This is a genomic window from Bacillus sp. LR--39 (assembly GCF_053613335.1).
Map to the genome: position 1 here is coordinate 1 of NZ_JBSIOT010000050.1, position 2,145 is coordinate 2,145.

Sequence of the window (2,145 nt, forward strand, 5' to 3'; positions counted from 1 at the left end):
AGCCAAAACGGTGATGATCGTTCCGAAAACCGTATTTGTTCCTCAGCCTAATGTCGATTCCGCAGTCATCCGTCTGATTCTCGGAGACGGCCCGGCAGTGGAGGTGGAAAATGAATCCTTTTTCTTTCAGCTCATCAAGGCAAGCTTTGCACAGCGCCGTAAAACGCTGCTCAATAACTTAGTTAACAATCTGCCTGAAGGAAAGGCGCAAAAATCAACGATTGACCAAGTGCTCGAAGAAACAAATATTGACGGTATGCGCCGAGGTGAATCCCTGTCTATTGAGGAGTTCGCAGCGCTGTCTAACGGATTGTATAAAGCCCTTTTCTAAAAGGGCTTCAGGCTGTCGAGAAAATCTCGACAGCCTTTATTTTTCCTTAAAATATCCATTCTTCTGTAATAAAATAAAAGAAAGACTTAAAAGGACGGTGTCTTTCTCATGTTCCACACAAGAAACTCTTCTCAAAACACAGCCGAATTTGTTCTGCTTGACCAACTCGTTGAAGAGGATCACCTGCTTCGGAAAATTGATAAACACATAGACTTCTCTTTCATCATTGAAAAGGTGAAACCTTACTACAGTGAAAACAAAGGCCGCCCCTCACTTGATCCGCTTATTTTATTTAAAATGATGTTTATCGGATACCTCTATGGTATCCGTTCAGAAAGACAGCTTGAAAAAGAAATTTACTACAATATGGCGTACAGATGGTTTCTCGGATTGAACATAAACGACCCGGTTCCACACCACTCCACCATCAGCTGGAACAGACGCACACGCTTTAAAGATACAACCATCTTCCAAGACATTTTTGATGAGATCGTTCTTCAGGCCATCAATCATGACATGGTGGGCGGACGAGTCCTATTCACCGACTCCACACACCTTAAAGCCAATGCCAACAAGCATAAATACACAAGAAAAACAATTGCGCAGGATACCCAAAACTATATCAAGGATTTAAATGAAGCCATTCAAGAGGATCGGGAGGAACACGGAAAAAAGCCATTAACAGCCAAAGAGGAGGTGAAAGCTGAAAAAGAGATCCGCCACAGTACAACCGATCCGGAAAGTGGCTATCTGTATCGTGAAAACAAACCAGAAGGTTTTTTCTATTTAGATCACCGCACAACAGATATGAAATACAACATTATCACCGATGCCTACGTCACACCTGGAAATGTCCATGATTCTGTGCCTTATCTTGACCGATTAGACCACCAAATCGCACGATTTGGTTTTCAAGTAGAAGCCGTCGCCCTTGATTCCGGATATTTAACGACTCCGATCTGTAAAGGATTATCTGACCGCCAAATCTTTGGTGTCATCGCACATAGACGTTATCACCCTATCCGAGGCTTGTTTCCAAAATGGAAATTTCATTATGACAGTGAACAAGACAGATACATTTGTCCAAATCACCAAACACTTACATACTCAACAACTGACCGAAAAGGCTACCGGTCATATAAATCAAATCCTGAAATATGTTCCTCATGCCCACTGCTTGAAAACTGTACAAAATCAAAGAATCGGCAGAAAGTGATTACTCGACATGTATGGGAAGAACATAAAGAAAAGGTCAGACAAAATCGCTTGTCTGTTTCAGGAAAAAACCTCTACAAAAAAAGAAAAGAAAAAATAGAGCGAAGCTTTGCAGATTCAAAACAGCTGCATGGGCTTCGCTATTGCAGGTTGAGGGGAAAACGAAATGTGAGTGAACAAGTTCTCCTCACAGCCGCATGCCAGAACATGAAGAAAATTGCCACATACCTAGCCAAGCAGGGCTAGGCATGTGGGAGCGCTTTTTCTGCATCTGAAACCTGATGAATATCTAAAGAAACTGTATAAAACAAAAAAGCTTGTAGAAAAAACGTCGTTTTCTCTACAAGCTGAGGATAGACAGATGTCTATCCTTTTTTGTATGTAAGTTAGAGCGCTTCTCTCTCAGCAGGCTCGATGAGATTTTGGAATTTTTCAATGAGCTGCGATGCTTTTGTTCCTTCAACTACGATCAAATATTCCTTTTCATTATGAGCCATGCGGAATGTTTCAAGCTCAATTAAGCTTTTGATTTTGCACATCGTTTTCTTTGAATAAATATAAATCTCGTGGCTTCCGGAATGGCACATTTTATAAAGATG

3 protein-coding genes are annotated in these 2,145 nt (G+C 41.3%); 2 read left to right on the top strand and 1 reads right to left on the bottom strand.

Going from position 1 to position 2,145, the window contains the following annotated elements; all coding sequences use genetic code 11:
* Positions 1 to 331, top strand: a 331-nt coding sequence (locus ACWHAR_RS20075; protein WP_452087617.1) for an rRNA adenine N-6-methyltransferase family protein, incomplete at its 5' end; no start/stop codon positions are given.
* A 108-nt stretch (positions 332 to 439) separates the two neighbouring features.
* Positions 440 to 1,792, top strand: coding sequence for an IS1182 family transposase (locus tag ACWHAR_RS20080; protein WP_129093204.1), 1,353 nt, complete (start codon positions 440 to 442; stop codon positions 1,790 to 1,792).
* Between the two features lie 140 nt (positions 1,793 to 1,932).
* Here the strand turns inward: ACWHAR_RS20080 and ACWHAR_RS20085 are convergent.
* A partial coding sequence (locus tag ACWHAR_RS20085; protein ID WP_452087618.1) for a hypothetical protein occupies positions 1,933 to 2,145 on the bottom strand: 213 nt, incomplete at its 5' end.

Excerpts from the sequence above, each read along its gene's own strand:
- ACWHAR_RS20080 (WP_129093204.1), top strand. The coding sequence starts at position 440 with ATGTTCCACACAAGAAACTCTTCTCAAAACACAGCCGAATTTGTTCTG.